At 65.3% G+C, this 21,184-nt stretch carries 26 protein-coding genes, 1 tRNA gene and 1 pseudogene; 17 read left to right on the forward strand and 11 right to left on the reverse strand.

The genetic code is table 11. The features are described 5' to 3' along the window. Positions 1–3 precede the first annotated feature (3 nt). The 5 genes from lldD to AZC_RS04210 form a co-directional block, all read right to left on the reverse strand. Entirely contained in the window at positions 4–1,146 is a 1,143-nt protein-coding gene (lldD, locus tag AZC_RS04195; protein WP_012169353.1) for an FMN-dependent L-lactate dehydrogenase LldD, read from the reverse strand. After that, complete coding sequence (locus AZC_RS04200) at positions 1,143–1,934, reverse strand: FCD domain-containing protein (protein ID WP_043878871.1); 792 nt, start codon at positions 1,932–1,934, stop codon at positions 1,143–1,145. Before AZC_RS04200 ends, lldD begins: the two co-directional genes overlap by 4 nt. Before the next feature lie 619 nt (positions 1,935–2,553). Next, on the reverse strand, positions 2,554–2,745 hold the full coding sequence (locus AZC_RS25385; RefSeq protein ID WP_148209793.1) for a hypothetical protein: 192 nt from the start codon (positions 2,743–2,745) through the stop codon (positions 2,554–2,556). Between the two features lie 145 nt (positions 2,746–2,890). Then, positions 2,891–3,748, reverse strand: a complete 858-nt coding sequence (locus tag AZC_RS04205; protein WP_043878872.1) for an SDR family oxidoreductase — start codon at positions 3,746–3,748, stop codon at positions 2,891–2,893. Positions 3,749–3,866: 118 nt separating this feature from the next. After that, on the reverse strand, positions 3,867–4,160 hold the full coding sequence (locus AZC_RS04210; protein ID WP_012169356.1) for a hypothetical protein: 294 nt from the start codon (positions 4,158–4,160) through the stop codon (positions 3,867–3,869). 334 nt (positions 4,161–4,494) lie between these two features. Here AZC_RS04210 and AZC_RS04215 point away from each other — a divergent pair, with 334 nt between their 5' ends. Together AZC_RS04215 and AZC_RS04220 are read left to right on the forward strand one after the other, a co-directional pair. Further along, complete coding sequence (locus AZC_RS04215) at positions 4,495–5,664, forward strand: zinc-dependent alcohol dehydrogenase (protein ID WP_012169357.1); 1,170 nt, start codon at positions 4,495–4,497, stop codon at positions 5,662–5,664. Between the two features lie 88 nt (positions 5,665–5,752). Next, positions 5,753–6,235, forward strand: coding sequence for a hypothetical protein (locus AZC_RS04220; protein WP_043878873.1), 483 nt, complete (start codon positions 5,753–5,755; stop codon positions 6,233–6,235). Positions 6,236–6,396: 161 nt separating this feature from the next. Here the strand turns inward: AZC_RS04220 and AZC_RS04225 are convergent. The 6 genes and pseudogenes from AZC_RS04225 to AZC_RS24765 form a co-directional block, all read right to left on the reverse strand. After that, a tRNA-Thr gene (locus AZC_RS04225) sits at positions 6,397–6,471 on the reverse strand. A gap of 93 nt (positions 6,472–6,564) precedes the next feature. Next, complete coding sequence (locus AZC_RS04230; RefSeq protein WP_081433893.1) at positions 6,565–7,668, reverse strand: tyrosine-type recombinase/integrase; 1,104 nt, start codon at positions 7,666–7,668, stop codon at positions 6,565–6,567. A 65-nt stretch (positions 7,669–7,733) separates the two neighbouring features. Next, a pseudogene (locus AZC_RS26350) lies at positions 7,734–7,853 on the reverse strand (hypothetical protein); the annotation flags it as partial. After that, positions 7,850–8,023, reverse strand: coding sequence for a hypothetical protein (locus tag AZC_RS25670; RefSeq protein WP_012169360.1), 174 nt, complete (start codon positions 8,021–8,023; stop codon positions 7,850–7,852). The pseudogene AZC_RS26350 and the gene AZC_RS25670, both read right to left, overlap by 4 nt. Positions 8,024–8,051: 28 nt before the next feature. Next, positions 8,052–8,594: a hypothetical protein gene (locus AZC_RS04235; protein WP_012169361.1), complete on the reverse strand. Its 543-nt coding sequence runs from the start codon at positions 8,592–8,594 to the stop codon at positions 8,052–8,054. Between the two features lie 72 nt (positions 8,595–8,666). Then, on the reverse strand, positions 8,667–9,572 hold the full coding sequence (locus AZC_RS24765) for a helix-turn-helix domain-containing protein (protein WP_012169362.1): 906 nt from the start codon (positions 9,570–9,572) through the stop codon (positions 8,667–8,669). On the opposite strand from AZC_RS24765, the gene AZC_RS26390 reads away from it, so the two are divergent. The 15 genes from AZC_RS26390 to AZC_RS04310 all read left to right on the forward strand — a co-directional run bounded on the left by AZC_RS26390 (position 9,531) and on the right by AZC_RS04310 (position 21,176). After that, a complete protein-coding gene (locus AZC_RS26390; RefSeq protein WP_420794815.1) occupies positions 9,531–9,746 on the forward strand; it encodes a helix-turn-helix domain-containing protein in 216 nt (71 codons plus the stop codon). The genes AZC_RS24765 and AZC_RS26390 overlap by 42 nt on opposite strands. Next, positions 9,704–10,213, forward strand: coding sequence for a hypothetical protein (locus AZC_RS04250; RefSeq protein WP_012169363.1), 510 nt, complete (start codon positions 9,704–9,706; stop codon positions 10,211–10,213). Before AZC_RS26390 ends, AZC_RS04250 begins: the two co-directional genes overlap by 43 nt. A 2-nt stretch (positions 10,214–10,215) precedes the next feature. Continuing rightward, positions 10,216–10,596, forward strand: a complete 381-nt coding sequence (locus AZC_RS04255) for a hypothetical protein (RefSeq protein ID WP_148209794.1) — start codon at positions 10,216–10,218, stop codon at positions 10,594–10,596. After that, positions 10,593–10,883, forward strand: coding sequence for a hypothetical protein (locus AZC_RS04260; protein WP_043878877.1), 291 nt, complete (start codon positions 10,593–10,595; stop codon positions 10,881–10,883). The genes AZC_RS04255 and AZC_RS04260 overlap by 4 nt, the downstream gene beginning before the upstream one ends. After that, complete coding sequence (locus AZC_RS04265) at positions 10,880–11,092, forward strand: hypothetical protein (protein WP_012169364.1); 213 nt, start codon at positions 10,880–10,882, stop codon at positions 11,090–11,092. Before AZC_RS04260 ends, AZC_RS04265 begins: the two co-directional genes overlap by 4 nt. Next, entirely contained in the window at positions 11,089–12,510 is a 1,422-nt protein-coding gene (locus AZC_RS04270) for a replicative DNA helicase (protein ID WP_012169365.1), read from the forward strand. Before AZC_RS04265 ends, AZC_RS04270 begins: the two co-directional genes overlap by 4 nt. After that, entirely contained in the window at positions 12,510–13,538 is a 1,029-nt protein-coding gene (locus tag AZC_RS04275; RefSeq protein WP_012169366.1) for a YdaU family protein, read from the forward strand. The genes AZC_RS04270 and AZC_RS04275 overlap by 1 nt, the downstream gene beginning before the upstream one ends. Then, a complete protein-coding gene (locus AZC_RS04280) occupies positions 13,535–14,236 on the forward strand; it encodes a hypothetical protein (RefSeq protein WP_148209795.1) in 702 nt (233 codons plus the stop codon). Before AZC_RS04275 ends, AZC_RS04280 begins: the two co-directional genes overlap by 4 nt. Positions 14,237–14,694: 458 nt before the next feature. Continuing rightward, on the forward strand, positions 14,695–15,357 hold the full coding sequence (locus tag AZC_RS25390; RefSeq protein WP_012169368.1) for a DUF5681 domain-containing protein: 663 nt from the start codon (positions 14,695–14,697) through the stop codon (positions 15,355–15,357). Then, on the forward strand, positions 15,281–15,979 hold the full coding sequence (locus AZC_RS26050; RefSeq protein ID WP_244421791.1) for a terminase large subunit domain-containing protein: 699 nt from the start codon (positions 15,281–15,283) through the stop codon (positions 15,977–15,979). Before AZC_RS25390 ends, AZC_RS26050 begins: the two co-directional genes overlap by 77 nt. Then, complete coding sequence (locus AZC_RS26055) at positions 15,972–16,727, forward strand: terminase (RefSeq protein ID WP_012169370.1); 756 nt, start codon at positions 15,972–15,974, stop codon at positions 16,725–16,727. The genes AZC_RS26050 and AZC_RS26055 overlap by 8 nt, the downstream gene beginning before the upstream one ends. Further along, positions 16,715–18,667, forward strand: a complete 1,953-nt coding sequence (locus tag AZC_RS04295; protein WP_052285853.1) for a hypothetical protein — start codon at positions 16,715–16,717, stop codon at positions 18,665–18,667. The genes AZC_RS26055 and AZC_RS04295 overlap by 13 nt, the downstream gene beginning before the upstream one ends. A gap of 61 nt (positions 18,668–18,728) precedes the next feature. Continuing rightward, entirely contained in the window at positions 18,729–19,691 is a 963-nt protein-coding gene (locus AZC_RS04300) for a hypothetical protein (RefSeq protein ID WP_043878879.1), read from the forward strand. A gap of 77 nt (positions 19,692–19,768) precedes the next feature. Beyond that, positions 19,769–19,951, forward strand: a complete 183-nt coding sequence (locus tag AZC_RS04305) for a hypothetical protein (RefSeq protein ID WP_148209796.1) — start codon at positions 19,769–19,771, stop codon at positions 19,949–19,951. 157 nt (positions 19,952–20,108) lie between these two features. Continuing rightward, complete coding sequence (locus AZC_RS04310; RefSeq protein WP_012169374.1) at positions 20,109–21,176, forward strand: N4-gp56 family major capsid protein; 1,068 nt, start codon at positions 20,109–20,111, stop codon at positions 21,174–21,176. Positions 21,177–21,184 lie beyond the last annotated feature (8 nt).

The following is a 21,184-nucleotide window of genomic DNA, read 5'->3' on the forward strand; positions in this document are numbered from 1 at the left end:
ATTTCAGCGCGGCAGGCCGACGAGGCTGTCCCGCGTGATTTCCGCGATGGACCGGGCGCCGGTGAGCGCCATGGCCACCCGCATTTCCTTCTCGATGAGGTCCAGCAGGTTGGCGACGCCCGCCTGCCCATGCGTGGCGAGGGCATAGGCGAACGCCCGGCCCAGCAGCACGCCCTTGGCCCCCAGCGCCAGCATGCGCACCACGTCGAGGCCGGTGCGAATGCCGGAATCCGCCAGCACCGTCAGATCATCGCCCACCGCATCCGCGATGGCGGGCAGGGCGCGGGCCGAGGAGAGCACGCCGTCGAGCTGGCGTCCGCCATGGTTCGACACCACGATGCCGTCGGCGCCGAAGGCCACCGCATCGCGCGCATCCACCGGATCAAGGATGCCCTTGATGATCATGGGCCCCTTCCAGAAGGAGCGGATCCATTCGAGATCCTTCCAACTGATGGAGGGATCGAAATTGGCCGCCAGCCAGCCGATGTAATCGGCCAGGTTCGTGGGCTTGCCGCGATAGGTGGAGATGTTGCCGAGATCGTGCGGCTTGCCGAGCAGACCCACGTCCAGCGCCCAGCGTGGATGCACCATGGCCTGAAGGACGCGGCGGGTCGGCCCGCTGCGGCCGGACATGCCCGAATGGGCATCGCGATAGCGCGCGCCGGGCACCGGCATGTCCACGGTGAAGATCAGCGTATTGATACCCGCCGCCTGCGCCCGCTCCAGCGCGTTCCGCATGAAGCCCCGGTCCTTCAGCACATAGAGCTGGAACCAGATGGGCTTGGCGCACTGGCTCTGCACCTCCTCGATGGGGCAGACGGAAACGGTGGAGAGGGTGAAGGGCACGCCCTTGGCCTGTGCCGCCTTCGCCGCCTGCACCTCGCCGCGCCGTGCCAGCATGCCCGTCAGCCCCACGGGCGCGAGCGCCACCGGCATGGTGAGCTTCTGGCCGAACAGCTCGGTCTCGAGGCTGAGGTCCGCCACATTGCGCAGCACCTGCTGGCGCAGGGCGATGTGGCTGAGATCCTCCACGTTCCGCCGCAGCGTGTATTCGGCATAGGCACCGCCATCCACATAATGGAAGAGGAAGGGCGGCAGCCGGCTCTTGGCGGCGGCGCGATAGTCGTTCGGTGACGAGATGATCATCGGGCGTTTCCTTTTTGGCGTAAGGGCATGGAGGCCCGCCGCAGGCGCGCGGCGTCCTCTTCGATCTGGCGGAGCGTCTGTTCGACGAAGTCGAGATGCTGAAGCGCGGCGTCCCGCGCCGTCTCTGGCGTGCCGGCGAGGATGGCCTCCGCCAGCACGCGATGCTGGCGCTCCAGGGTCTCGAAGGTGCGCGGCACGGAATAGAGCTTGACGAGGCTCTGGGAAATGCTGGCCTGAAGCAGATCCAGCAGCCCGGCCATCACATGGCGCAGCACAAGATTGTGCGAGGCATCCGCCACGGCCATGTGGAATGCCACATCCGCCCGCGCATCCTCTTCCGGATCGCCGGGGCTGTGGCGCGCACTCATCTGGGCGAGGCAGGCTTCCAGCCGCGCCTTGTCTTCCGCCGTGGCACGGGTGGCGGCGAAGAAGGCGGCGCTGGCATCCAGAGAGCGGCGGATCTCGATCACATCGCGCCAGTAGGCGGGATCGTCCCGCACCAGCGGGGCGAGCGGCGCGATGAGCCCGCCGCCGGTCCAGGCGTGATCCGGCTCCTGCACGAAGGTGCCGCCGCCCTGCCGCGCCACAAGGCGCCCGCGGCTCACGAGTTGCTGGATGGCCTCGCGGATGCTCGATCGCGAAACGCCGAGCTCCTGCGCCAGCACCCGTTCCGCCGGCAGCCGGTCGCCCGCGCCGAGGGCCGCGATCCGCGCCTCCAGCGCCTCCACCAGCCGCACCGCCAATGCCCGCCCGTCATGGGAGCCGGAAGAGAGGTGCTGCGTGCGCATGAGTGGTCGGACCAAATGGTATCTGGCGGAACGATTTCTCTTCTATAGGAGCAGAGGGGATGCGGTGTAAAGGATGTATGTTCGTAATTGGTATGACCAAATGCGCGCATGCGATCTTGCTATCGCGTCGTCGTCAGCCGGGCTTCAAGGCGGCCTTGAGACGTCTCGGCAGCCCCGGCAGGCAGAGCACTCTGCCGGGGGGAGAACGAGGGGTCTGGCAAGCCGGGCGCGGGTCATGTTGGTATCGAGGCGGCACGAGCCGGTCGGCGGCTTGTGGCGGGCCTTCCTGGTGAGGCCTCGCCGGCCCACCAGCGGGGACAGCGTGGATGCGACGCGAGCGCGGATATTCTCCCGCAGCCGGGAGGTATCGGCGCGCGCGATGAAGCCGTTGATGACGGGCGAAGGGGGGCATGGCGGGGCTGTGGGACGGGCGTCCATATCTCCCGCGCGGCTGCCGGCGAGCACAACGTTCCGGGTGAGAAGACGATTTTCCGGGAGGGACGGCACGGCGCTGAGGCCACCGAGCGGAGTGTCGACGGTTCTGAATTCACCAGATAAGCGGGAAGTCAGTAAGCGAATACGTTCCAAGCACCGTACGGACACAGCCGCCCGGCGCTGTTCAGGACCGCCAGATCGTCCAGGCGACGCCGCACAGGCAGGCGAGAAAGATCCCCAGGATCGTGCCCATCACCGTAAATTCCATGCGTCCTCCTTGAGAGAGGGTGCACGGGGCCGATGAACGGCACATGAAGCAAAAGAACCGCAGTTCGTGACAAGCGCGAGCGCTGCCGAAGGCGGAAGCGTAGCTCATGCTGATTTCATGAAGGAATATGGAAGACGCTCGGCCTGAAAGCGCTCCGGGATTTATTTTCCCGAGCTCCGGCGGAGAGGGGCGGAGGCTCCTCCAAGCCGGAGATCAGGGTCGCCAGGGCGTCGGACCGCCCTCCCGCAGGCGTTCAGAGAAACGGCTTGCCGCCCGTGACAGCGATGGTCGCGCCGGAGACATAGCTCGACTTCGGGTCCGCGAGCATCACATAGGCCGTGGCGAGTTCCGCCGGCTGGCCAGGGCGCCCCATGGGCACGGATTTCCCGAAATTCGTGACGGAATCTTCCGACATGGTGGATGGGATGAGCGGCGTCCAGATGGGACCCGGCGCCACCGCGTTCACCCGCACGTTGCGATCGGCCAGCGCCTGGGCCAGCCCGGCCGTGAGGTTGTGAATGGCGCCCTTGGTGGTGGCGTAGGCCAGCAGCGACGGGTTCGGCATGTCCGAATTGATGGAGGCGGTGTTGATGATGCTGCCGCCGGAGGTCATGTGCTTCAGCGCCGCCTTGGTAAGATAGAACATAGGGTGCAGGTTCACGTCGAACGTATGGGCCCATTCCTCATCCGATATGTCCTCGAGGCGCTCGAAGGTCGCTTGATGGGCGGCATTGTTGACGAGAATGTCGAGACCGCCGAGTGCCGTCGCGGCTTCCTCCACCAGATCCCGGCAGAAGGCGGGGTCGGAGATATCGCCGGGGATCAGCACAGCCTTGCGGCCCGCCTCTTCCACAAGCCGGCGGGTCTCCTGCGCATCCTCGTCCTCATCAAGATAGGAAATGCAGACGTCTGCCCCTTCCCGCGCGAAAGCGATGCAAACGGCCCGGCCGATGCCGCTGTCGCCCCCGGTCACGAGGGCTTTCAGGCCATTGAGCCGGCCCGAGCCCACATAGGACGCCTCCCCGTGGTCCGGGCGGGGGTCCATGGCGTCCGTCAGTCCGGGCATCCGCTGCTGCTGCGGCGGTAGAGGCGGGGTGGGATAGGGCGGCATGGCGGTGCTCCGTTCGGTTGAGGAAACCGGTGGCATGGAGGTCAACCTGCTCCGCGCTGGGCAGTTCCCTGCCAGACGTTCCGCACGCTCTTTCTCCCAGCTTCTGTCAAGTTGACGCTCATTTATCCTGGTCGCGCGTCTCGCCGATCATGGCCGCCACCTCCGAGAAGGTCTGGGGTGGCCCGTCGGACAGATTGGTCGCCGTCAGGAGAAAGCGGATGGGAAATTCCATGCCGGCACCCTGCGCGGGTGAGATGTTGCGGCCGTCAGCATCGCGCCTCGCAGCACCCAGAGCCTCGTGCAGGGCTTCCTCGATCTCCTGCTGGGTCACCAGCCCCTTCCGGCGGAGCATTTCGATCAGGTTCGAGACGGCCAGGAGGAGGCCTTCGAGCTGGAGATTGGCAGTGTTCATCGTGTTCCCTTCCGCTGGCGCAAGCCCGGCACCACGGCGCGCGCCATAAGGGAACGCTTCCGCCCGCGGCAGGTTGCATGCGGCGGACCCGCCCCTGAAGGGAGCCGTGGCCTCAAGGTCTGCGCACCTGTTGACCAGGCGCTAATCGGCCCTTCACGGGGGCGTTCCTGCCGCCTCCCGCCAAGCGCAGGCGCGGCCGGAGGCCCTGAAAAGACAAGCGTTGCCGAAGGAACAAGGGGGAGCCGGAGCTGTTTGCCAACAGGGCACGCATAGGAGCCGGCCGACAGCGCCGGAGGTGTCATGCGCAGGCCCGACCCTTCCATGAGGCGGCTCGATGAAGGCACTGACTTTCCACGGCAAAGGCGACATCCGATGCGAACAGGTGCCCGACCCGACCATCCAGGAGCCGACGGACGCCATCATCAAGGTAACGGCCTGCGCCATCTGCGGCTCCGACGTGCACATCTATGACGGCGTGATCCCCTCCATGGAAAGCGGCGACGTGCTCGGCCATGAAACCATGGGCGAGGTGGTGGAGGTGGGCAGCGGCACCACCACACTGAAGGTGGGCGATCGTGTGGTGGTGCCCTTCACCATCGCCTGCGGTCAGTGCTTCTTCTGCCAGCGCGGCTATTTCTCCGGTTGCGAGCGCTCGAACCCCAACCACCAGATGGCGGAGAAAATGTGGGGTTTCTCGCCGGCCGGCCTCTATGGCTATTCGCACATGCTGGGCGGCTATTCCGGCGGACAGGCGGAATATCTGCGCGTGCCTTTCGCCGACAGCGGCCCCATCAAGGTGCCGAACGGCCTTTCCGACGAGCAGGTGCTGTTCCTCTCCGACATCTTCCCCACCGGCTACATGGCGGCGGAGTTCTGCGAGATCCGCGGCGGCGAGACCATCGCCATCTGGGGCTGCGGACCCGTGGGCCAGATGGCCATCCGCAGCGCCTTCATGCTGGGCGCCGAACGGGTCATCGCTATCGATACGGTGCCCGAGCGTCTGGCGCTGGCCCAGGCGGGCGGCGCCGAGACCATCGATTTCCTCGCCGAGGACGTCTATGAGCGCATCCGCGAGATGACCGGCGGTCGGGGCGCGGATGCCTGCATCGATGCGGTGGGCACGGAGGCCGATGCCTCGTCCTCCTTCGATGCGCGCATCGACCGCATCAAGGTCGCAACCTTCATGGGCACGGACCGGCCCCATGTGCTGCGCCAAGCCATCCAGTGCTGCCGCAACTTCGGCATCGTCTCCATCGTCGGTGTTTACGGCGGGTTTCTCGACAAGATCCCCATGGGTTCGGCCATCAATCGCGGCCTCACCTTCCGTATGGCCCAGACGCCGGTCCAGCGCTATCTGCCGACGCTCCTGAAGCGGATCGAGGACGGCGACTTCGACCCGTCCTTCGTCATCACCCACCGGGCGAGCCTGGAAGAGGGGCCGGATCTCTACGCCAAGTTCCGCGACAAGCAGGACGGCTGCATCAAGGTGGTGCTGAAGCCCTGACGGCCGTGCGGGTTCGCCCGCGCGGCCGATGCGCCCGAACCTCGAAGGGGCGCCTTCGCCCCTCTCCAGCCGCGACCAGGAGCCAGCCATGCCCGAGAAGAACCTGATGCCCGACGACCGCCAGCAGAATGCGCAGGATCGCGCCAGCATCGGCATAGGCCCGACGGAGCCGATATTCGATCGTGCTCGCGATCAATCCGAGGCCCATCAGGGCCGCGGGCCGACCGGCTCGTTCGGTGGAGACCGGCCGGCGGAACGGACCACCAGCGCGATTGCCGCGTTCGACGGCCGTGACCACCTGCCCGGAACGGCCATGGACAGGGAGGAGGCTTACTGGGACAAGCCGCTGGCGCACGTCATTGCGTTGACCGCATCGCCCCGCCGCGCCCTGCGCACCTTGGGCGAGGCGGGAGCGTTCCTGTCCAGCGGCGAGGCCTCCGTCCCCCATTCCTCCGCCTTGCAGGCCGTGGCGCAGGCACTCGCCGATGCCGCCCGGAGCGGCACGGATGCCGACATCCATCGGGCGACCGACATGCTCGAGCATTACCTGACCGAGATGCGCCTGAGCTGACCGGACCGGGATGGAAGTGGGCTGTCCGAGGGGCACGATGGGAAGGAGCCCGTCGCCTCTGCGCCGCGCGTCACCCGCGTTGAGGCGTCATGCGCTGTTCGGCCTTACCGGAGGGGGCGCAGAACAACCAGCTCCGGCAAAACGACGAGAAATCAGGACATTGGTGCCGGCTGAGGGGATCGAACCCCCGACCTTCGGTTTACAAAACCGCTGCACTACCGCTGTGCTAAGCCGGCCCGGAACTTGGAAGTCACCAAAAAATCAATCACTTACAAGTCGAACGGCACTCGCCAGACCGATTGTCATGTGCCGTCGTTTGTGCCGATGGCTCAGACCTCACGACCTTTCGAGGCTCGCCGGCCTTCTTCCATCAAGCCTCCCTGTCCGTCAAGACCGGCCTTGCGGCCACGCTTGGCGAGTTCGGCCTCCTCCGGCGTAAGGAACTCAAGATACATCTCGGTTGTCTTCACTGAGGAATGCCGCAGATGCTCCTTCAGGGTGTAGATGTCGCCGCCGCTCCGGAGGAACTCGACGGCGTAGAGGTGGCGCATGTCGTGGAACCGAAATCCACGGAATTCCATGCCCGCTTTCTGTGCCGCCTTCTGTGCCGCCCGCCGTGCGCGGGAGAAAATGAAGGCGGCCTTCGTGATGGGCTTGCCGGCGTGATGGAAGATGTGGGGGCAGGCCAGGGAGACGGGCTGGCGGGAGAAGATCGCCGCCGCCTCGGCTGACAGGCTGATCGTGCGCTGCTTGTTCCCCTTGCCGCGGACGAGCAGGCTGGAGTTGGCCGCGTTGAAATGGCGCCGCTCGGCTCGCGCCAGTTCGTCCTGCCGCATTCCCGTCGCCCGGGCAGCCCGCAGCATCTCGGCATGCCCTTCCTGAAGTCGGCTGAGCACAAACGCGTAATCGCCGTCGTCGGGCAGCATGATCGGATCGCGGTGCTCCTTCAGCCGGCGCATCTTGTCGAGAGCGGGGTTGCCGTCCCGCCATCCCTCATCCTCGGAGAAGTCGAGGAGGGAGGAAATCGCCTGGAGGTCACGCCGGATCGTCGCGTTGGTCACGCCTTCCGCACGCCGCGCCGCCACGAACCGATTGATGGCGTCCTTGTCTATGTCGGCAATGGGCAGCGTGCTGAAGTGTCGGCCGGCGATCGAGAGCGAATCCGCGTAGCGTTTCACCGTTCGAGGTGATCCGACCTGGCGGGGGATGAATGAGGCCCAGGCCGTAACGGCATCGTCCCAGAGCACCCGTGTCTCGCCGAAGCGGGTCGCGCCGACGGCCTTTTCCCGCATTTCGGCTACGCGCCGCGCCGCAACCTTCGCAGAGCCTGTTCGGAGGCTTTCACGGATTTCGCGACCTGCAACGGTAAATCGTGCCCATAGCGTGTCGCCACGCCAGTAGGTGTGCTTCGGTGCCTTGGGTTTTGGGGGCATGTTGTGCGCTCCTTGATCCAGCTGCGAAGCGCGGCTTCGTCGAAGGTCCACAGGCCGCCGATCTTGGCGGCCCCTGGTAACTCGCCGCGCGCTGCCAAGGCTTGCACGGTCCTCGTCTCGACGCCAAGGATCGCCGCGGCATGTGGAGCACGGATCCGTTCGGGAGCGAATACAGGTCGCTTCACAAGGGGCCCTCCGGCCTGTCGGCCAGCATCTTCTTAAGCTTGGCCACTTTCAGGCGGAGGGCTTCGATCTCTGCGATCGCCTCGACCAGGGTGTCGTGCTCGCGTCCTTCGCCGAAGCAGCGAAGGAAGTCGGCCGTGAATACCCGTAGCCTTTCGACGACATCGTCCATCTCACGGCCTTTCTCGTCGGGAACGCGGCTACTCGGCAGCGACGAGGGTCATCGCCGGCGTCATCTGCGACCGGATGAATGAGCTCAGGCTCTGAGCAAAGGCCGACATCTCCTGCTGGTCCATTGCCATATGCTTGAAGCCCATGTCTTCCTCGAGCAGGTTCAGCAATGCCAGAGCGCCCGAGGCCGAAGTGGGCGAGGTGTTGATGGCGTCCCAGAGCGCGTCTTGGAATTTTTCGCACGCGCGGTGCACTGTGCGGACGGAGGATATCCATTCCGGAGCGTCGGTTTTTACGATCTTCCGCTCCCAATAGGTGATCTCAGATTTGCAGAGCTCATCGGGAAGTTCTCGCTCCAGGTGTCCCTGGACCTTGAGGGCGTCATTAAACGCCGCGTAACGCTTGCGGACCAGTTCGATCGCCCGGATGGCAGGGTCCTGAGGCAGTCGCCCACGGCCGGTTGCGGACTGAGAACTGCGCGAGCGAGCCGTCTGCTTGAAGGGATCCGCCTCCGTGTTCAGGTGCTCGGCGTCGCTCTGGCTGTCGGAAAGGGTGGTGGTCGCGATGTCCATGACGTCCTCCGTCGGGTTGGGACGGAGATACCATATTCGTATTCGAATATATGCGCAACGAGATTCCTGGCGCTAATCGACCGATGCATAGGTAAGGCGGTCGCCATCAATCTCATAGCGCAGAGTGGCAATTACCAAGCCTAAGATTTCAAAATCCGGGCCATTTATGCAGCCTATGTTAATATTAATAGGGCGCATTGCAGATCCAGTCTCATTGCCCAAATGCATAAGTCCAGCCGTTTTCTCGTCGTACTCAAAGTATCTCTTCAGTGTTACTTCATAAAGATGGCCAATTTTATTAGATACAACAACCACATCACCGTTCTGAAGCGGGATTTTCTGGGGTCGAAAACCTTGCGGTACGTCATCTGGATCCGCTTCACGCGCTGCGATCACGTAACTCCCAGGCGGCCAGTTCGTCCAAATTTCCTCGCCACGAACGATCCAGCCCGATAATTCGAGTGGCCCCCAGATAGGAGGTGTTGGCAGCATAAGGTCGAAATGCTGCTCTTCGTCCCACTCCGGTGCCTCCACGCCATATCCGCTTTGGATGCTGCCGACGACCCGGACTGCGCGAAGGCCTCCCTGTCGCTTCTGGTTGTGGTCAGTTCCAGAGAACAGGCTAAATGACGGCAGGCCGGCCAACTCTGCGATCTTGAGCAGAGCTGTGGTGCGCGGTTGTTCCTTGGCGGCTTCCCACTTCGAGACGCTTCCTTGGCTGACGCCAAGGGCCGCGGCGAATTCCGCTTGGTTCATGCCGAGATTTTTGCGGATCTCGCGGATCCGGCGTGCGTAGTTGGGCATGCCACGTCGCATATTCGCATTTCTGAAAACCCGCAACGGCGCGGCTCCAGAGGACGCTTGACGATATAATTCGTATTCGAATATATTCCTTTCATGCGAGCGATCCGCCATATCAGACAGTCCGTCTTCAGGATGACCCAATCCACCTTCGCGATTGTCGTCGGCGTGTCTCAAGGGACGGTCTCACGCTGGGAAACGGGCGACTTGGAGCCTTCTTACGATCACCTCGCCTCGATCCGGAAAGGGGCTCACGATCGCCGCTTGTGCTGGGACGACGCTTGGTTCTTCCGAGAGGAGGCCGCTGAATGGCCGAGCCAAGCGGCCGAGAAGAGCGGCGGGCAGCTATGACTGCTTCAGCCGGCGGGCTTTCGCGCGGCCACGCGCAGGTGCAGGCGCGCCAGCAGGCCAGTTCATCGCACCTGGAAGCGGCATCACCTGCGTCGGAGCGGTCTGCGCCCGCTGTGATCAGGCCGGAGGACGATGACCAGTCCCGCCCTTCCGAAAGCTCTGCGCTTCCGATGGCGCGCCATTACCGGTGGCTTTCCCTCGGTATGGGCGAGCAAGCCTTGCCGTGCTCGTTCGATGATCTGCTGCGCCACCGTGCCGATCGGCAGCCAATGGACCTTGCTGCCCGACTGCTCTTCCGGGACTTCGCGTCCCTTCACCGTCTCACCACGCTCAGCGGCGGCTTCTCCGCCAAGATCCAGTTCGCCCTGAGCGTCCTTGTCCATGAAGCGTGCCCCTTCCTGTCCCTCTCCGATGGTTCCAACCAGACCACGGAGTTGATGGCATGGGCATCCGAGATCGGGGGATAGTCATGACAGCGGCGGCGTATGTTGAGCGCGCGGCCAGCAGGGGTGTCCGGCTCCGGGACATCATCGCCCGGCGTATGGGGCTCTCCGCCAAGGAGGCCGTTCCGCTGGCTGCACGGAAGATCAGGGCCGGCACCGGCACATACGAGAACATCTGCCGCGGACGGCTCAAGGACATCGGAGCGCACCTCCATGACGCACTACGGCAAGCGCTCATTCGGGAACTCTTCCTGGAGATCGAGGCCCACACGAACGAACTCTCCGCGCTGCTGGCGGATGGTGCTGATCCTTGTGGCGGCGAAGTTCAGCAGGTGGCGGCGCGCCTGGCGCAGCTCCGCCGGGCGATCGGAGAAGCGCCGGAAATTCGAGACGGAGGCGGGCGATGAACAGCTTTGACGAGGGCGGCACGCGTAATGACGAAGGCGGTACGTGGGAGCCTATTGGCGACGTCGCCCGGCGGGTTCTGGATAAGTCGCGTGCGCTGACCGCCAAGAGAGACGCGATAGTCGCGGCCTCGCTCAACCGCCCGCGCGCCAATTCTCCGTCGCTGACGAAGGCGGACCCGCGCTCTTCTGGAAAGGCGCACGAGCCCAAGCGCGCGGTGGATCCCGACGAAAATGGCGGCCGGAAAAATTTCCGCGAAATTCGGCACAAGGACGGGAGCCGGCCATGAGCGGCGACATCGTGGATCTGAACGCCATCCGGGCGGATGAGCTGGACAGGCGCTGGAACGACTATGACCGCCACCGGCGCCGGGCGGAGAAGACGGGGCGCAAGGAGGACGGCATTGCCGCAGGCAAGGCCTGGCGGAGCTGGCTGGACCTCTTCATGTCTGCGGCGCAGCGGGACGACCTGACGAAGCCCGTGGTCCTCCGCCAATGAGCGACACGCCGTCATCGCCATCGGCAGACCTGCTCCTCGAACAGGAACTGCTGGGCTGTCTCATCTGCGCGCCCGAGGCTCTCGCAGCCGTGGCAAGCTCCCTCGAGCCCGAGCATTTCGCCCAGCCCCTCCATGGGCGCCTGTTCGAAGCCTTGAAGGCGCGGCATGCGAGCGGGGCTCCCAGCAGCCCTGTGACATTGGCTGCGGCCTTGAAGATGGACTGGAGTGCACCGGTCGCGGACGACATGACGGTCGGCCAGTACGTCGCGCGCCTGGTGGCGGACGCCGGGCCTCCGATCATGGCCAAGAGCTATTCCGCCGACCTGCGGGACATGTGGGCAGCCCGCGCCATCGGCGATGCGGTCAGCAGGACGGCGTCGTCGAACGGCATGCCCAACGAGAAGCTGGAGGCGCTGCTCGACGAGATCGACACCGTGCGCGCCAGCATGGCGGATGCTCAGGTCACTCGCGAGACGGCGGGAGAGAGCGCCCAGCGCCTCCTCGAGCAGATCAACGGCATTCGGTGCGGAGAGGCGCAGCCCTCCGGCGCCACCACGGGTTTCACGGATCTCGACCGCATCATGCTGGGATATCGCCCTGGCGAACTGATCGTGCTCGGAGCCCGCCCGGGCGTCGGGAAGACCACGTTCGGAACGTCATCGCTCCTGCAAAGCGCGAAGCAGGGGAATGGCGTGATGCTGTTCTCCCTTGAGCTGTCTCGCGAGGCGGTGGCTGCGCGGCTCCAGGCGGATCTGGTCTTTGACGCCCGGTTTCCTCTCACCCATTCGCAGATCCGCGCCGGCAACGGCCTGTCGGACCACGACTTCGAACGGATCATGGGCGCGACCGCGCGTATGAACGCCCTGCCGTTTGAGATCGAATATGCGCCGCGCCTCGCGGTAGCGGACCTCGGAGCGCGCGTATCGGCGGCCCGGAAGCGTCTCGCGCGCGCAGGTGTGACCCTCCGCGTTGTTGCGGTCGACTATCTCAAGTTCCTCAAGGCGACCGACCGCTACAAGGGCCAGAGGGCCTATGAGGTTGGTGAGATCACCGCCGGCCTGCTGGCCATCGCCAAGGACGAGGGCGTCTGCATCCTCCTGCTGGCCCAGCTCAACCGCGGGATCGAGAGCGAGAAGGACAAGCGGCCCGACCTCCACCACCTGCGGGAGAGCGGAGACATCGAGAGCGACGCCAACGTCGTGATGTTCCTCTACCGGGAGGCCTACTACCTCGAGAAGTCGGAGGCCTACCGCTCCGGCGACCTCCAGGCCCTCGCCGAGCACGAGCATGTGAGGAACAAGCTCGAAGTGGTCGTCGCCAAGAACCGCAATGGGCCCACGGGAACCGTGGACCTGTTCTGCGACATCGGCGCGTCCGCAATCCGCAATCTCGACTGGCGCTATGGAGGGCACACCTGATGGTCGATTTTTATCGACACGACATCCCGAGCTGGATGGACGGGACCGAGAGCCTGAGCGCCAACGAATATCGCGCGTACCATGTGATCTGCCAGCTTCTCTACCTCAACGAAGGGCCGATCGCTCTCAATGAGCGCGGGATCGCGGGCCGCTGCAACATGCGGCTTGATCACTTCCGGGCTGCCGTGAACGGGCTCTGCCAGAAGGGCAAGCTCAAGGTCGCCGATGGCGTCGTGTTCAACGACCGCTGCGAGCGCGAGTTGGAGCTGATCAGGCTCAATCGGAAGCATGCGGCGAAGGGAGGCAGGGCGTCCTCGCGGCGGGCAAAATCGTCCTCTACGCCGATCCTAGACGCTTCGTCTGAGATTCTAGACGCTTCGTTTGAGATCCAAGCCGCTTCATCGGAGATCCTAAGCGCTCCATCGACGCTCGTCACTGATGATAAGCTGCTGAAAAATAACGAGGCGCACAGAGCAGCGCTTCCGCAGAAGGCAAGCCTAAGAGAGGAGAGTATAGGAGAAGAGCTTACGCTCTTGACGCGCACGTGCACGCGAGAGGAACCGGGAGGGCGGCCATCGAAGGCCGAACGTGACGCAGCCTTCGATGAGCTGAAGGCCTGCTACCCCAAGCGGGAAGGCACGCAGGACTGGCCCAAGGCCCGAACCGTCTTCGACCGAGCGATTGCCGCCGGCTCGACTCCCGAGGAGATCATCCGGGGTGCCTCGCTCTACGCCGCCGCTGTTCGGCGCCGTGGCGACGAGGGCACTCGGTTCGTCAAGCAGGCCCGATCCTGGCTGAACGGCCGGCTCTGGGAGGAGATGAACGAGCAGGCCGCACCCGTCGGCGGTCCGTCGGTGCCGCCCGGCTGGCCACGGAACCTGCCCGACCCCGAAACCTGCTTCTCGGCCTGGAGCCGAGGGCAATGGCCTGGCTCTTGGGGTGCTCCGCCGGACCTGCCGTCAACCCGCGTACCGGCCGATGTCGTGGCGCAATGGCAGGCTCGGCGAGCCGAGAGGGTGGCGGCGTGAACCGCAACTGGGATGGCGTGGAAAGGGAAGGGTGCCGAGGAATGGCCGGACGGAAGCGGAAAATCACCCAGCGCCAGCCGAACGGACAGCCGAAGCGCCTGCCGCGCTCGGAAAGGCGGGACGCGATCATGGGTGTCGCCATGGAGCAGCCGCACCGCCGGTGGCTGCCGGAGGGGGCGCGGAAGGATCAGCGGGCCGAAAGCGCGCTCGGACGGCTCTTTCTCGCAGGCCTCATCACGGAGCCGGAATGCTGGGCCGGAGAGCGCCTCCGAAGGGTGTTGCACGAGTTTCACATCGTGCTCGCCACGCCCATGACCGCATCATCGGCCGCCATCATGGTGGCGAGCCCCGTGCAGCAGGACGCAGAGGGCGACCTGATGGCGGCAGAGCGACCGGAGACGGAGGAAGAGCGCCGTGACCGTGTGCTCGCGTCTTTCGATCGCGCCACCAGCGTCCTGAAGCGGGTCGAGAATTCACGGAGCGCGATACGCGATATCGACGCCCTGCTGCTGCGCGATCAGGTGCCGCAGGACATCCAGCCCACTCGACGGGGATTGGCCGCACTCGCTTCCATGTGGAGGTTGAACGAGCCTGCCGAAGAGGAGGGCGATCGACCCATTCGTGTGCGCGGAGCCCGCATCGGGGATGCCTGCGCATGGTCTCATGAGGAGCGCGAAGTGGCGATCCTCTACAAGTAATCATGCTCTTGCCATTGATCTGCAAATCAGGCAACCTGTGCACGAAATGCAGAGTGAAGAATAGCGCCCGGCCGGAAGGCATGGGCGTTTCTTCGTTTCTGGCGGCGGCTAGAGTTTCCTATTTGTCTCAAGCTCAGTCCGCGAAATGCAGTTTGCGGTAGATGCCCTGCGCCGTTGACGCTTGCGGCGCCCAGTTCGCACTAGGCATCTGGCAACCCGCCGTCACGGGCCGCAAAACAGCTTCGACGGTGGATGGGCTGAACCGGTGTCGCTCACGGTTCACGCTGACAGCTACCCATTCCGCAAGCCTCCGACAGGGGCCGTCGAAGATCCTCACACGGCACATGAGCCCTGCGCCTCAGGCTACGACCCCCGCGCAGGCCCCGCCGGAAGCGCCCCGGCGCGGATAGCGGCCAGCCAAGGCAGCCGCCACGGACCAACGGGGCAGGGGAAGCCACATGCCCGACTGGAAGGCCATAGAGGCCGAATACGGCTCCATGTCCACTCGCAAGCTGGCCGAGCGCCACGGGGTGACGGAAGGCGCCATCCGGAAGCGCAAGGCGAAGGGATGGGCCGAGCCGGGCGTGTTCGGTCATCGGCCGAAGAAGGAGAAGCCCGCCAAGGCCGCGACGCGGCCAAGGCAGAAGAAAGAGGCATCGAAGAAGGTGCGTACCGAGCGCGCGGTGCGCACCGAAAATGCGCACCAGAATGCGTACCAGTACGCACCTCCAGCGCCAGATGTGGTACGCGCTGAACCTTCAGCTCCGAAGCAGCGCGGAATTCCATTCCAGCCGGGCAAGAGCGGAAACCCGGCCGGCAGGCCCAAGGGGTCGCGCAACAAACTCGGTGAGGCGTTCATCGCCGCGCTGCACGACGACTTCATCGAAAACGGCCCGGAGACCATCCAGCGCGTCCGCGAAGAGAAGCCGGACCAATACCTGAAGGTGGTGGCCTCCATCCTTCCCAAGGAGCTGAAGGTCACGACGGAGGTGGACCTTTCCGATGACGAGCTTGACCGACGCATTCGGCAGCTCGCAGCCGCCCTTGAACTCGAGATCGGAGGCGAAGGCGGAGCTGGCGAAGCTGCTGGCAGAGAAGCAGCGCCGGGCCGAACGCACTAAGCTGCTGCGGATGTACCCGGAGACGGGCGCGCTGCGGCGGCAGCTCTATCCGAAGCACATGGCGTTCTTTCGGGCCGGCGTCGAGCACCAAGAACGGTGCATGATGGCCGCGAACCGCGTGGGCAAGACATACGGCGTCGGCGGCTACGAGACGGTGCTGCACCTGACCGGCCGATACCCGGACTGGTGGGAGGGGCGGCGCTTCGATCATCCGATCGAGGCATGGGCGGCCGGCGACACGGGCGAGACGACGCGCGACATCGTGCAGTCGGTGCTGTTTGGGAAAATCGACGATCTGGGCACAGGCCTCATCCCGGCGGACGACATCGTGGGCGAGCCCAGCCGTCGGGCGGGCATCACCGGCGCCATCGACACGGCGGCCATCCGCCACCGTTCCGGCGGGACAAGCCTGATCGGCTTCAAGAGCTATGACCAGGGGCGCAAGAAATTCCAGGGCACGGCGAAGCACGTGGTGTGGCTGGACGAAGAGCCGCCGGCCGACGTCTATCAGGAAGCCCTCATGCGCCTCATGACCACCAGCGGCCTGATGCTCTGCACGTTCACGCCCCTTGAGGGCATGACGGACATCGCCGCCCAGTTCATCGCGGCGATCGGTGTCTAGGTTCTGCATCCAGGCGACGTGGGATGATGTCCCGCACCTGACGCAGCAGCAGAAGGACGAGCTTTGGGCCGCAATCCCGGCCCACATGCGGGACGCGCGCACGAAGGGAATTCCGGTGCTGGGATCGGGCCGCGTGTTTCCGATCGCGGAAGAGCTGATCCTCTGCGACGCCATGCCCATCCCGAAGCACTGGGCGCGCATCAACGGTCTCGATTTCGGGTGGGATCACCCTTTTGGCGCGGTGTCGATCGCATGGGACCGCGACGCCGACGTGATCTATGTCGTGAACACCTATCGGGCCCGCGAGGAAAGCTCGGTCATACACGCCGCGGCGATCCGCCCATGGGGGAAGAAAATCCCCTGCGCGTGGCCACACGATGGCTTTCAGCACGACAAGGGGTCCGGCCAGCAGCTGGCCGAGCAATACCGCGACCACGGGCTTGAAATGCTCGACGAGCACGCTACCCACGAGCAGGGCGGCAACGGCGTCGAGGCCGGCATCATGGAGATGCTGGAGCGCATGCAGACGGGCCGGCTCAAGGTCTTCCGCCATCTGGAGGACTGGATGAGCGAATTCCGGCTCTACCACCGCAAGGACGGCAAGATCGTGAAGGAGCGCGACGACCTCATGTCAGCCACGCGCTACGCGATCATGATGAAGCGCTTCGCTTCGCCCGAGCCGACCGGCCCGATTGACCGGCACCGCGCCGTGCGCGACCGCCCGCGAGGTTCCGCATGGACAGCATGAGCGATAGCGCGCTGTCCGGCGCGGGCGAGAGCATGATCGGCGCGCCCGATGACATGGACATGCGCCGGTTCCGCGCGTGGTTCCAGATGGACGCGGCGCACAGCCACAAGTGGCGGCCGGCGGCGCGCGAGTGGTATGCGTTCGTAGCGGGCGATCAGTGGTCGAGCGAGGAGAAAGCCGCGCTCGAGAGCCAGCAGCGGCCGGCCATCGTCTTCAACCGCTCGCTGTCCATCATCAAGGCCGTGGCGGGGTCCGAGATCAACGGGCGGCAGGAAATCCACTATCTGCCGCGCACGCTGGACGACGCAGGGGTCAATGAGGCGCTGACCGGCGCCAGCAAGTATTTCGCGGATCAGGCCGGGGCCGAGGACGAAGAGAGCGATGCCTTTCAGGACAGCCTGATCTGCGGCATGGGCTGGACCGAGCAGCGGCTGGACAACACCGAGAACCCCGAGGGCGATTACGTCGAGGACCGCATCGACCCGCTCGAGATGTTCTGGGACCGAAGCGCAAAAAAGCGGAACCTCGCCGACGCGCGCCGGGTGTGCCGGGTGCGCAAGATCCCCATCAGCGACGCCCGCGACATGTTCCCCGGCTTCACGGACGCCGAACTTGATGCGACGTGGGCCGATGCTGGCGAGTTGATCGACCCGAACAAGACCGTCGAGCAGAAGCGGGTGCGCGACGGGAACTATGACGCCTTCAGCCTGGACGACGACCGTAGCGAGGTGACGCTTGTCGAGTTCCAGTGGTGGGAGAAAGAGCGGTATTTCATCGCCGCCGATCCGGCGACGGGCCAGCGCATCGAACTCTCGGCCAAGGAGCACGACGTGCTCAGCGGCCGCTTGTCCAAGCTGGGCGTGCAGCTCAACAGCGCCTCGGCGACGCGCAAGGTCTACAAGCGGGCCTTCATCGGCTCCGTGGTGCTGGAAGTTTCCACCCCGCCGACCGGGAACACGTTCAGCTATGCCTGCATCACGGGCGAGCGCGACCGGAACGCCGGTACGTGGTTCGGCCTCATGCAGTTGATGCGCGACCCCCAGAAGTGGGCGAACCGCTGGCTTCAGCAGGCCCTGCACATCATGAACACCAACGCCAAGGGCGGGCTGCTGGCGGAGGAAGACGCATTCGAGGACCAGCGGGACGCCGAAGAGACCTGGGCGCGGCCGGACGCAATCACTTGGCTCCGCAAGGGCGCGCTGTCCTCGGTCAATGGCGCCAAGGTGCAGCCGAAGCCGCAGACCGGCATCCCCGCCGGCTATTACCAACTGCTGGAATTCGCCATCTCGTCCATTCGCGACGTGACCGGCATCAACCTCGAACTTCTGGGCATGCGGGACGCGAACCAGCCGGGCATTCTGGAGGCGCAGCGCAAGCAGGCCGCCATGACGATCCTCGCCACGGCCTTCGACAGCCTGCGGCGCTACCGGAAGGTGATCGGCAAGCAGCGGCTTTATTTCATCCAGAACTTCCTGAGCGACGGGCGCCTTGTGCGCATTCTTGGCCGGGATGGGACGGAGCGCGTCATCCCGCTCATGCGCGACACCACCGTGGGCGAATATGACGTGGTGATCGACGACGCGCCGTCGGCACCGAACCAGAAGGAAGCCAACTGGGCGATCATCTCCCAGATGCTGCCGCTGGTCGGCCCGATGATGACGCCGGAGCTGTGGCTGGCCGTGCTGGAGTATTCGCCGCTGCCGTCCGCTCTGGTCGAGAAGCTGAAGACGCTGATCCCTGCGCAGGGCGAGGCGTCTCCCGAGCAGAAGCAGCAGGCCATGGTGGCGCTCCAGTCCGCGCTGGCGAAGATCAAGGTGGACGAGACCACCGCCGCCAAGAACGCCGCCAGCGCTGCCCAGTCGCATGCCTCGGCCGAAAAGACACAGATCGAGGCGGCGCGCCTCATGCGCCAGCCCATCGGAATTCCCGCTCTCCAATAGCGGGCTTCGCCCGGCGGCCGCGTGAGTGCCGTCTTCGCATCCATCACGTCACGAGGACACGATGACCGAGCAGAACACCGGGACGCCCAGTGCGGCGGACACCGCCGACCTGAGCCCCGAAGACCGCGCCTATTTCGAGAGCGCCGGTGCGCTGACGCCGGGCGATGACACGGGCGCCCCCGCCCCCGAGGACACCGCGGCGCCGGCCGGGCTGGTGGACGACGCCGACCTCGGCGAAGACGATGCCGCCGACGGCAAGCGCAACGATGGCCGCTATGTCCGGCACGGCGCGTTTCACGCGGAGCGCGAGCGCCGAAAGGCCACCGAACGGGCGCTGGAAGAGACCAAGCTCGGCTACGCCCGGCTGGAAGAGCGGCTGAACCTGCTGACGCAGGCCTTCACGCCGCCCCCGGCGCAGGAACAGCAACCCGCCGCCCCGCCCAACGCCGATGAAGACCCGCTGGGATACATCAAGTGGCTGGGCGAGCAGGTCACCGCGGCGAACAAGACGGCCACGCAGGTGCGTGAGCAGACGGCCGAGGTGCAGGATCATCAGCGACTGGTGTCCACCTATCAGCAGGACGCGCTGCGCTTCGCCAAGGACACGCCGGATTTCCGCGACGCCTACTCGCACCTGATCTCCAGCCGCGACCAGGAACTCCAGCTCTATGGCGTCGCAAATCCGCAGGAGCGGGCGCGTATCATCCAGCAGGAGGAAGCGCAGCTGGTCCGCAACGCCGTGCAGGCGGGCAAGTCGCCGGCCGAGGTGGTCTATGGCCTCGCCAAGACGCGGGGCTATGCCATGAAGGCGCCGCCCGCGCAGGAGCAGCCCAACGCTGCGGACGAGGTGTCCCGGCTCGCGGCGGTGGCGGCGGCCTCCAAGTCACTGTCGAATGCCGGCGGCCGCGCCGGTGGCGAACTCAACGCCAAGGCCCTCGCCGAGATGAGCGACGCCGAGTTCCAGGCGATCTATGAGAAGGTGCAGGGCGACCCCGCCAAGATGCGCCAGCTCTTCGGCGGCTGACGGTGGCCGGCGATATCGTCCCTCTCTGGGGCGGGGAGCTGGCGACGGGAACGACCCCTGTCCCGTGTGTCGTCGACATGCTGCGCGATCTTCTGGCGCGAGCCGAGCGCGGCGAGATTGTCGGCCTTGCGGTGGCTACCGTTTCTGGAGCGCGCACGGTCGAGACCGAATGGGCAGAGGCCGGAGGGTTCAAGCTGGAGCTGGCAGCGTCAGTGATGACGCTCCATGCCCGAATGGCGGGAGACCTCGCGGATCTCTGAACGACGGCTGATCCACGTCACGGATTGCCCCGGGCCGGCTAGGCTCTTCGTCCGGCCCACGTCAGCGGCCAGCTCGCGCGCCCCGAGGTCAAACGGGCGCTTCGTTCTTGCGCTGAACGTCAACAGGCGCGCTTCCACAAAAATCGGAACCTGAACAATGGCTTATACCCGTTTTGGCGTGAATGACGCCCTTGCGGTCAAGCTGTGGTCGAAGGGGCTCGATGCCGAAGCGCTCAAGGCAACTCCGATTGCCCCGCTCATCGGCGACGGGACCAACTCGATCATCCAGCGCAAGACCGAGACCGGAAAGGGCTCCGGTGACAAGGTCACCTACGGCCTGCGCCTCCAGCTCACCGGCGACGGCTTCACCGAGAACGAGGTTGCGGAAGGCAACGGCGAGAGCCTGAGCATCTATTCCGACGGCCTCCTCATCAATGAGCTGGGCCACGTCGTCTCGGCGGCCAGCAACAACACGATCGACGCGCAGCGCGTGCCGTTCGAAATCCGCTCCGAGTGCAAGGACGGTCTCGCGGACTGGTTTGCCAAGCGCATGTCGGTCAGCTTCTTCAACCAGGTGTGTGGCTTCACCGCCGAGACCCGGACGAAGTATGCCGGCCTCAATGCGATCGCGGCGCCGTCTTCGGGCCGCGTGCTGCGCCCGACCGGTTCCAACGATCAGGCCCTCGGCTCCTCCAACCTCTTCACCCTCGACCTGATCGACAAGGCGAAGGAGATGGCGGAGACGGCCAGCCCGAAGATCCGCCCGGTCAAGGTGGGCTCGGACGACTATTACGTGTGCTACCTGCACCCGTATCAGGTCACCGACCTGCGCACGACCACGGCGACGGGCCAGTGGCTGGACATCCAGAAGGCGGCCATGGCCGGCGGGATGGTGGACAAGAGCCCCATCTTCACCGGCGCGCTCGGCGTCTACAACGGCGTGGTGCTCCGCTCCGCCGTGGACGTGACGCAGGGCGTCAACTCCAGCACCAGTGCGGCGATCTCGACCGTCCGCCGGGCGGTGTTCCTCGGCGCGCAGGCCGCTGTCATCGGCTTCGGCCAGGACAACGGGCCGACCCGCTACCGCTGGAACGAGGAGCTGTTCGACCACAAGCGCCGCATGGAGGTGTCTGCCTGGACGATCTTCGGCCTGAAGAAGACGCAGTTCAACAACGTCGACTTCGGCACGATCGTCATCAGCACCTACGCTGCGGCCCACGGCTGATAGGAGGC

The organism is Azorhizobium caulinodans ORS 571 (genome assembly GCF_000010525.1).
GTDB lineage: Bacteria > Pseudomonadota > Alphaproteobacteria > Rhizobiales > Xanthobacteraceae > Azorhizobium > Azorhizobium caulinodans.

Excerpts from the sequence above, each read along its gene's own strand:
- AZC_RS04310 (WP_012169374.1), top strand. The coding sequence starts at position 20,109 with ATGGCTTATACCCGTTTTGGCGTGAATGACGCCCTTGCGGTCAAGCTG.
- AZC_RS25385 (WP_148209793.1), bottom strand. The coding sequence starts at position 2,745 with ATGAGCTACGCTTCCGCCTTCGGCAGCGCTCGCGCTTGTCACGAACTG.
- AZC_RS26390 (WP_420794815.1), top strand. The coding sequence starts at position 9,531 with ATGACCCAATCCACCTTCGCGATTGTCGTCGGCGTGTCTCAAGGGACG.
- lldD (WP_012169353.1), bottom strand. The coding sequence starts at position 1,146 with ATGATCATCTCGTCACCGAACGACTATCGCGCCGCCGCCAAGAGCCGG.
- AZC_RS04215 (WP_012169357.1), top strand. The coding sequence starts at position 4,495 with ATGAAGGCACTGACTTTCCACGGCAAAGGCGACATCCGATGCGAACAG.
- AZC_RS04205 (WP_043878872.1), bottom strand. The coding sequence starts at position 3,748 with ATGCCGCCCTATCCCACCCCGCCTCTACCGCCGCAGCAGCAGCGGATG.
- AZC_RS04265 (WP_012169364.1), top strand. The coding sequence starts at position 10,880 with ATGAGCGGCGACATCGTGGATCTGAACGCCATCCGGGCGGATGAGCTG.
- AZC_RS04275 (WP_012169366.1), top strand. The coding sequence starts at position 12,510 with ATGGTCGATTTTTATCGACACGACATCCCGAGCTGGATGGACGGGACC.
- AZC_RS04270 (WP_012169365.1), top strand. The coding sequence starts at position 11,089 with ATGAGCGACACGCCGTCATCGCCATCGGCAGACCTGCTCCTCGAACAG.
- AZC_RS04295 (WP_052285853.1), top strand. The coding sequence starts at position 16,715 with ATGGACAGCATGAGCGATAGCGCGCTGTCCGGCGCGGGCGAGAGCATG.
- AZC_RS25670 (WP_012169360.1), bottom strand. The coding sequence starts at position 8,023 with ATGGACGATGTCGTCGAAAGGCTACGGGTATTCACGGCCGACTTCCTT.
- AZC_RS04250 (WP_012169363.1), top strand. The coding sequence starts at position 9,704 with ATGGCCGAGCCAAGCGGCCGAGAAGAGCGGCGGGCAGCTATGACTGCT.
- AZC_RS04255 (WP_148209794.1), top strand. The coding sequence starts at position 10,216 with ATGACAGCGGCGGCGTATGTTGAGCGCGCGGCCAGCAGGGGTGTCCGG.
- AZC_RS25390 (WP_012169368.1), top strand. The coding sequence starts at position 14,695 with ATGCCCGACTGGAAGGCCATAGAGGCCGAATACGGCTCCATGTCCACT.
- AZC_RS04300 (WP_043878879.1), top strand. The coding sequence starts at position 18,729 with ATGACCGAGCAGAACACCGGGACGCCCAGTGCGGCGGACACCGCCGAC.
- AZC_RS04260 (WP_043878877.1), top strand. The coding sequence starts at position 10,593 with ATGAACAGCTTTGACGAGGGCGGCACGCGTAATGACGAAGGCGGTACG.
- AZC_RS04235 (WP_012169361.1), bottom strand. The coding sequence starts at position 8,594 with ATGGACATCGCGACCACCACCCTTTCCGACAGCCAGAGCGACGCCGAG.
- AZC_RS04230 (WP_081433893.1), bottom strand. The coding sequence starts at position 7,668 with ATGCCCCCAAAACCCAAGGCACCGAAGCACACCTACTGGCGTGGCGAC.
- AZC_RS04200 (WP_043878871.1), bottom strand. The coding sequence starts at position 1,934 with ATGCGCACGCAGCACCTCTCTTCCGGCTCCCATGACGGGCGGGCATTG.
- AZC_RS04305 (WP_148209796.1), top strand. The coding sequence starts at position 19,769 with ATGCTGCGCGATCTTCTGGCGCGAGCCGAGCGCGGCGAGATTGTCGGC.
- AZC_RS04220 (WP_043878873.1), top strand. The coding sequence starts at position 5,753 with ATGCCCGAGAAGAACCTGATGCCCGACGACCGCCAGCAGAATGCGCAG.
- AZC_RS04210 (WP_012169356.1), bottom strand. The coding sequence starts at position 4,160 with ATGAACACTGCCAATCTCCAGCTCGAAGGCCTCCTCCTGGCCGTCTCG.